Origin of the sequence: Sutcliffiella rhizosphaerae, from assembly GCF_917563925.1 — a bacterium.
Classification (GTDB): Bacteria; Bacillota; Bacilli; order Bacillales; family Bacillaceae_I; genus Sutcliffiella_A; species Sutcliffiella_A rhizosphaerae.
This window is the reverse complement of the sequence record NZ_CAKJTJ010000070.1, coordinates 1-6529: the sequence shown is the minus strand read 5'-3', so window position 1 is coordinate 6529 and position 6529 is coordinate 1. Positions and strand designations below refer to the sequence as shown.

At 37.0% G+C, this 6529-nt stretch carries 6 protein-coding genes, 1 pseudogene and 1 other annotated feature; of the genes and pseudogenes, 2 read left to right on the top strand and 5 right to left on the bottom strand.

All coding sequences use genetic code 11. From position 1 onward, the window contains the following. Window positions 1-666: 666 nt before the first annotated feature. Window positions 667-1713, top strand: coding sequence for a flavin-containing monooxygenase (locus LRP81_RS22795; protein ID WP_230505457.1), 1047 nt, complete (start codon window positions 667-669; stop codon window positions 1711-1713). A 2-nt stretch (window positions 1714-1715) separates the two neighbouring features. Here LRP81_RS22795 and LRP81_RS22790 read toward each other — a convergent pair whose 3' ends face one another. The 3 genes and pseudogenes from LRP81_RS22790 to LRP81_RS22780 form a co-directional block, all read right to left on the bottom strand. Then, on the bottom strand, window positions 1716-1910 hold the full coding sequence (locus LRP81_RS22790; protein ID WP_230505454.1) for an alpha/beta fold hydrolase: 195 nt from the start codon (window positions 1908-1910) through the stop codon (window positions 1716-1718). Between the two features lie 88 nt (window positions 1911-1998). Then, window positions 1999-3000: a tryptophan--tRNA ligase gene (locus LRP81_RS22785; protein ID WP_230505452.1), complete on the bottom strand. Its 1002-nt coding sequence runs from the start codon at window positions 2998-3000 to the stop codon at window positions 1999-2001. A 56-nt stretch (window positions 3001-3056) separates the two neighbouring features. Continuing rightward, window positions 3057-3298: a binding site (T-box leader), on the bottom strand. A gap of 184 nt (window positions 3299-3482) precedes the next feature. Beyond that, window positions 3483-3794 (bottom strand): annotated as a pseudogene (locus tag LRP81_RS22780) (transposase); the annotation flags it as partial. A gap of 744 nt (window positions 3795-4538) precedes the next feature. Here LRP81_RS22780 and LRP81_RS22775 point away from each other — a divergent pair. Next, window positions 4539-4946 (top strand): GNAT family N-acetyltransferase, encoded by a 408-nt coding sequence (locus tag LRP81_RS22775; RefSeq protein ID WP_230505450.1) that lies wholly within the window; start codon window positions 4539-4541, stop codon window positions 4944-4946. A 34-nt stretch (window positions 4947-4980) separates the two neighbouring features. Here the strand turns inward: LRP81_RS22775 and LRP81_RS23305 are convergent, their stop codons facing one another. Continuing rightward, the gene (locus LRP81_RS23305; protein WP_263458281.1) at window positions 4981-5112 is read right to left on the bottom strand and encodes a hypothetical protein; all 132 of its coding nucleotides are present in this window, start codon (window positions 5110-5112) and stop codon (window positions 4981-4983) included. 53 nt (window positions 5113-5165) lie between these two features. Beyond that, the gene (locus LRP81_RS22770) at window positions 5166-5969 is read right to left on the bottom strand and encodes a nucleotidyltransferase domain-containing protein (RefSeq protein ID WP_230505448.1); all 804 of its coding nucleotides are present in this window, start codon (window positions 5967-5969) and stop codon (window positions 5166-5168) included. Window positions 5970-6529: the final 560 nt, after the last annotated feature.

The following is a 6529-nucleotide window of genomic DNA, read 5'->3' as shown; positions in this document are numbered from 1 at the left end:
CACGTACATTGCGCAGAAGCTTGATTAATGTCCACTAAACTTAGCTTTGCAACACGTACATTGCGCAGAAGCTTGATTTGTGTCCACTATACTTTGCTTTGCAACACGTACATTGCGCAGATTCTTGATTTGTGTCCACTATACTTGGCTTTGCAACACGAATATTGCGGAGAAGCTTGATTTGTGTCCACTATACTTGGCTTTGCAACACGTACATTGCGCAGAAGCTTGATTATTGTCCACTATACTTCGCTTTGCAACACGTACATTGTGTGGAAGCTTAATTTGTGTCCACTATACTTGGCTTTGCAACACGTACATTGCGCGGATTCTTGATTTGTGTCCACTATACTTAGCTTTGCAACACGAATATTGCGCAGAAGCTTGATTTGTGTCCACTATACTTGGCTTTGCAACACGTACATTGCGCGGATTCTTGATTTGTGTCCACTAAACTTAGCTTTGCAATTCCAAGCTTTTTCAGTCCAGCATCCAGCTCTTGCTGACTAACTTTGCAATTTCAAGCCTTTCCAGTCCAGCAACCGACTCTTGCTGGACTGACTTTTGGATTTTGCACTTACTCTGTCCCGCATTTTTTTCCGAGTGCTTACTGAATCATTATTACCTGGAACAACCAATACTTCCGCTCAAATAAGGAGTGTACATATGCATATATACGAAACCGTCATTATCGGTGGCGGACAAGCTGGCATTACGATGGGATATTATTTAAAAAAAGCAGGAAAATCATTTGTCATTCTTGATGAGAACAAAGAGGTAGGTGCTTCTTGGAGAAATAGATACAAATCATTAGTATTGTTTACTCCTCGGCAATATAGCAGTCTGCCTGAACTGCCAATGGATGGTCCAAAAGGGGAATTTCCCTCAAAGGATGATGTTGCAAATTATTTAGAGTCTTATGTAAAACACTTCAACCTCCCTATCCTGCCTAACACCAAAGTTATCCGCCTCACTAAAAATAAGAAAGATACATTTATTATTGAAACCAACACAGGTTTAATAGAAGCGCACCATGTAATAGTGGCAACTGGAGCCTTTCAAAAGCCTTACATCCCTTCAATTGTAAAGGAACAAACGGACATTCACCAAAGCCACTCTAGTCACTATCAATCACCTGAAGAAATACTGGGAGAATCAGTATTAGTTGTTGGTGGAGGGAATTCAGGAGCACAGATCGCTGTTGAGTTGGCAAAGCAGAAAAACGTTACCATCGCTGTGAATCATCCTTTCAAATTTTTACCGCTACACCTCTTCGGAAAAAGTATTTTTTCATGGTTAGATAGGACCGGACTTCTCTACGCAGGAAAAGATACTGTAAAGGGAAAGTGGTTTCAAAAACAAAAAGACCCGATTTTTGGGAAGGAACTGAAAAGGTTAATCAAAATGAATAAGGTGGAGAGAAAGCCTAAAGCAATTTCCCTAAGTGGCCATGAAGTAACTTTTGAAGACAAAACAACGCAGCACTATGATAGTGTGATCTGGGCAACTGGATTCATCCCTTCATATGATTGGATTGCTATAGAAGGTCTAACTGACGGCAAAGGCATGCCCATCCACAACAGAGGCATCACCCCAATTAAAGGACTATACTTTATCGGTTTACCATGGCAGCATCAGCGAGGTTCAGCACTAATATGTGGAGTCAGCCTTGATGCTGAATTTATCGCAATGCATTTGTCGGACCATTCGTAATATCACATGGACAAATATCCTTTTAAATGACGCAGGAACTCTTCTGGTTTTTCATTTTGCGACCAGTGTCTAGCCTCATTTATAAGGACCAGTTCAGAGTTTGGGATAAGTTGGCGGGCTTTTTGAGTATGTGAGACAGGGACTGTTCTTTCCTCGATTCCATATATTATGACAGTAGGTATTTGAATGCTTGGCATTTTTAGCGTGAAATCACTTTTCAGTCCGTCTTTCCCTGATAACCATCAACCATTAGAAAAGACAGGATCTCGTTCGATCCTGTCGATGTTATGAAACATGAAAACCAATCTTACTTTTTATTTCTTGTAAAAATGGAACAGTTATAGATCTCGCTTTTTCAGCGCCTTCTTTTAGAATACTATCTATCATTTCTGGTGAAGACATTAGTTCATTATATTTCTCTCGTGGTTCTGCTAAAAACTTATTCATCACAGTAAACAGTTCCTTCTTGGCCTCTCCCCACCCAATTCCCTTTAAATATTGCTCCTTCATTCTTAATGCTTCCGCTTCTGTAGCAAATTCCTTATACAGAAAATAAACGCTCGATGTATGAGGATCCTTTGGTGCTTCAGGTGGAAGTGAGTCTGTTTTGATCTTGTTTATAAGCTGTTGCAATTTTTTCGGCTCTACAAAAAGCGGAATTGTATTTTGATAACTTTTACTCATTTTCCGTCCATCTAGTCCAGGCAGAACTCCTGTTTCTTCTTGTATTTGGTATTCTGGTAATAAAAATGTCTCTCCATAATTGTTATTAAAACTTTCCGCGATATCCCTTGCAATCTCAACATGCTGAATTTGATCTTTTCCAACAGGCACCACTTCTGTTTTAAACATTAAAATATCAGCAGCCATTAAAATAGGATAGTTAAACAAGCCCATATTGACTCCAAAATCTTTATCATTATTCGATTGTTTATTTTGATCTACCATTGCTTTATATGCATGAGCCCGATTCATCAAGCCCTTAGACGAAAAGCAGCTTAATATCCAATTCAACTCAAAAATCTCTGGAACATCCGATTGTCGATAAAAAATCACCTTTTCAGGATCCAATCCTAATGCTAACCAAGTAGCTGCAATCCCATAGGATAGATGTCTGAATTCTTCTGGATTATGAACTTTTGTCATACCATGATAATCTGCAACAAAATAAGCCGCTTTATACTCTTGAACCCTTGCTAGCTCTAAAGCCGGCTTAATAGCCCCTATATAATTCCCTAAATGAATTTCCCCAGTTGGCTTTATTCCAGTTAATACTGTTTTCCTCATTAAAAACCCTCCGACCTACTTTAAATTTGCATACAAAAAGGGCTACCCATCCTACATACAAGGACGAGTAACCCGTGGTGCCACCTTCATTCGTTTACAAAAAATAAACGCACTTAATCCGTACAGAACCAAAGTCTATACTTAGTCTCTTTTAACGGTAAGACATTCCGCTAAACCTACTATCGTTTCAGTTCAGTAGCTCAGAAGCCCATTCAACGATAGTTCCGCACTGATTCCCACCAACCATCAGCTCTCTACAGCGTTCATAACGTTTACTCTTCTTCATCATTGCTTACATTTATATTACAACAATGGTAAATTATTCATGCATAAAGGTCAAGGTAAAAATTCGGTTAAGTATAAATTATATCACCGCAACAGCTGTGGGTTTTCCTACTTTTTCCTTCACTTTATTCACGAGGGATTTCACATGCGACTATCATGTACATTGGCTCCTGTAACTTGAGTGGCAAGAATGATAAGATATGGTAGAAGATTTCTGTATCTTTGAACCTGCGGGTATAGTTCATACCATACGTAGAGAAATGAGGAATCGGTTAATCGAAGCCAAAACCTAACGAACCAACGATACGCCACATTGGTTTCTATTTCTCGAATGGTTTGTTGCATTTCTCGAATGCCAAATAAATACCAACAACTGGATCAATACTAGGACGTTCATTATCCGTAGAATATTTATCTTCCACTAAGTCATAAATATAGGTAAAACCCATGGCTTTTTCAAACTTACGCATAAGATGATCATTAGGAACAATATGATCTAGAGCTATCATGGAAACTTAATAGCGCCCTTCCAGCGATTGTTTCGGTAACATCTAAAAAAGCCTATAGACCTGCCTAGTAACTAGACTTTGTCTACAAGCTGAAAACTACTTTAAAAAAGTTATAATAGCTTTTTTTATTATTGTCCAAAAAAATTAAGATTATTATCTATTAGCTTTAATATCTCTAACAATTCACTAAATTTTATAGCTATATAGAGGAAACTAAAAGCAATAATTATTAAACAAAATGAGACAATCAAACGATATAGTTTCTCGCTCATAGGATATCTACCCCTTTAGTCTAGAGTTTAATAACTATATGATACTGTAAAGTTTAGTTTTGCATTAGTCTTGACATTTCCAAATAAACCAGTTTCAAAATTTACAGTATTGTCAACTTTTACCCCAGTAATGTTATATTAAACTACCTTAGCTTTAAAAGCAGTCAAAAGTTCGTATCTATTGGTACTGGATAAATTACCAACAGTAATAGTCCAAGTAGAAGAATCATCTGTCCAATTAAATATAATTTTCCAGTGAAAGCGGGATCTTTCTAGAAAATTTGACTAATGTCACTAATTTGCCATAAATGGATAAAAACTGTGTTTAAGAAGGATTGATAAAAGGATTTTTACAATTTTTGTAGAATTATATAATCTATCCAAAGAAAGTCTGGGGGTAATACCGCTTGTTACTTTATTTTTGATCTATCAGCTTCCTAAAAACATTTTAAAACCTAGGAGCTGATTTTGAATGATATATAAAACCTCCCTTACTGGGATTTCACCAGAAATGTTAGAAGGATTCTTTGTGGATTGGCCAAATCCGCCAAACCAAGAAACTCACTTAACATTATTGAAAAATAGTAGTAAAGTGGTCGTCGCAATCGAGGATAAGCAAGTGGTAGGGTTCATCACTGCCATTAGCGATGAAGTGTTAACTGCCTACATTCCGCTTCTTGAAGTATTGCCTGCCTATAAAAATAAAGGGATTGGCAAGGAGTTAGTGAAACGAATGCTAAAAGAGCTGAAGGACATTTACATGGTGGATTTATGCTGTGATGATGATTTAGTCCCATATTATGAGAAGTTTGGAATGATGAGATCTAATGGGATGCTGCTGAGAAATTACAGCATGCAGTCGGGGATTTCTAATAAATAAACGGATAAAAACGCTTGGAGATTTCCAAGCGTTTTTAATATATTTTGTTTAAAGCAATCCAGAAGCAAGGAAAGGCTATCGTTTTTTTAGGGAGTATTAAATATGTAATAGTAAGTAACAGCAGCCCAGGTGTAATCCGAAGAGAATAATCTACTAACTGTTCCATTAAATATCCTCCTTCGATACCGTTCAGATTTCCGTTTTTACAAGTAATCTAGTTTAAGAAGTCATACTAGCTTCCCGTACAAAATTCGCAGTAGCCCACTCACCCTCTCTCTTAAACAAGTCATAAACAATCTCACGATCCATTGGAGGTTCATCTACCCAGTTTAATAGTGAAAGGATAATAGATTCTTTACTTGGGAAGTGTTGAATGAAGACTTCCGCTTGTTCGCGTAATCTTGTCGTCCAAATTTGAGAACGTACCATTACCATAGAATAGTATGTTCGGATGAGCTTACGGGCAAAATTTTGCGAAAATCTCTTAAAATCTTCATCTGTTGCTGCTTCTAATCTCTTTAACGTTCGCATAAGTACAGCCTTAATGTCTCCATTAAAGCTGATGGCTATTTCTGATGTAAGCTTATAAGGACCAAATTGCTCTCCTACATCCTCCCCATATATACAAACACTAATTTCCTTAATAAATGCAGTTTCGTAATAATTGGCTGGATCAAAGGTTTGTTCATAATATGCTACTGAAATACCGACTTCTCGAATGAGGTTTGCATACTTTTGAGACAATTCTCCACCAAGTTGCTTTAGTTCCTCCAACTCATCAGAGCTCAAGTTATCATTAAACAAAGCGATAAGGTCCAGGTCTGATTTAGGAGGAATCGCGTCACCTCTAGCTACACTTCCATACACATACACACTATGTAATTTTTGATGGAATAACTTTTTTAGACCTTCTATAGATTCTTGAATGCATGGCAAATAGATAGAATTTATCTTCTCCATTTCAACATCGCTGACTATATATCCGTTGGAATCTAGGCCATATCCATATCTTAAAAGTGCCATTCTTCCTTCCCCCTTTTATGATTTCAATAAAATAAAACCCCTAATTTAAATCGTACAATTAAGGGTTGTTACTATTTAGTTATTGTCAAAAACTATTGTTTCTTCATATTTTCCACTATCTGTCTCTCAATTTACCGTAATGGTTACATCTTTACTTTCCTCTCGGACCCTGTTCCATTAGTACTTACTTGCCCCGATGATAAATTTCTTTGATTTTCTAAAATATCAGCAATATACACAGAGGCATTTATGCTTGAGGAAGATGACTTGTATTCGTAAGATATTAATTTTATGTTTTCATTCCCTTTAAATTCTAAATCTGCTGAATGTGATAACGCTTTGTAATAGCGAATTTTAACTTCATTTGTTTCCCCCACAAAAGAATCTATAAAATTATATATTTCCTGTTATATCCAATAATACCATGAATTTTTCCATTAGAAAGAGGCTGGGACAAAACTAAAGAACACAAACAAAAAGACGAACAATATAATGGCCGACAATAAATACCGCTATTGATTTCCGTGCAAGACTTCGCTTTCCGCGGGTGACCCGCGAGC

Coding starts and splice junctions, on each gene's coding strand:
- LRP81_RS22790 (WP_230505454.1), bottom strand. CDS start 1,910: ATGCCAAGCATTCAAATACCTACTGTCATAATATATGGAATCGAGGAA.
- LRP81_RS22785 (WP_230505452.1), bottom strand. CDS start 3,000: ATGAGGAAAACAGTATTAACTGGAATAAAGCCAACTGGGGAAATTCAT.
- LRP81_RS23305 (WP_263458281.1), bottom strand. CDS start 5,112: ATGGAACAGTTAGTAGATTATTCTCTTCGGATTACACCTGGGCTGCTG.
- LRP81_RS22775 (WP_230505450.1), top strand. CDS start 4,539: ATGATATATAAAACCTCCCTTACTGGGATTTCACCAGAAATGTTAGAA.
- LRP81_RS22795 (WP_230505457.1), top strand. CDS start 667: ATGCATATATACGAAACCGTCATTATCGGTGGCGGACAAGCTGGCATT.
- LRP81_RS22770 (WP_230505448.1), bottom strand. CDS start 5,969: ATGGCACTTTTAAGATATGGATATGGCCTAGATTCCAACGGATATATA.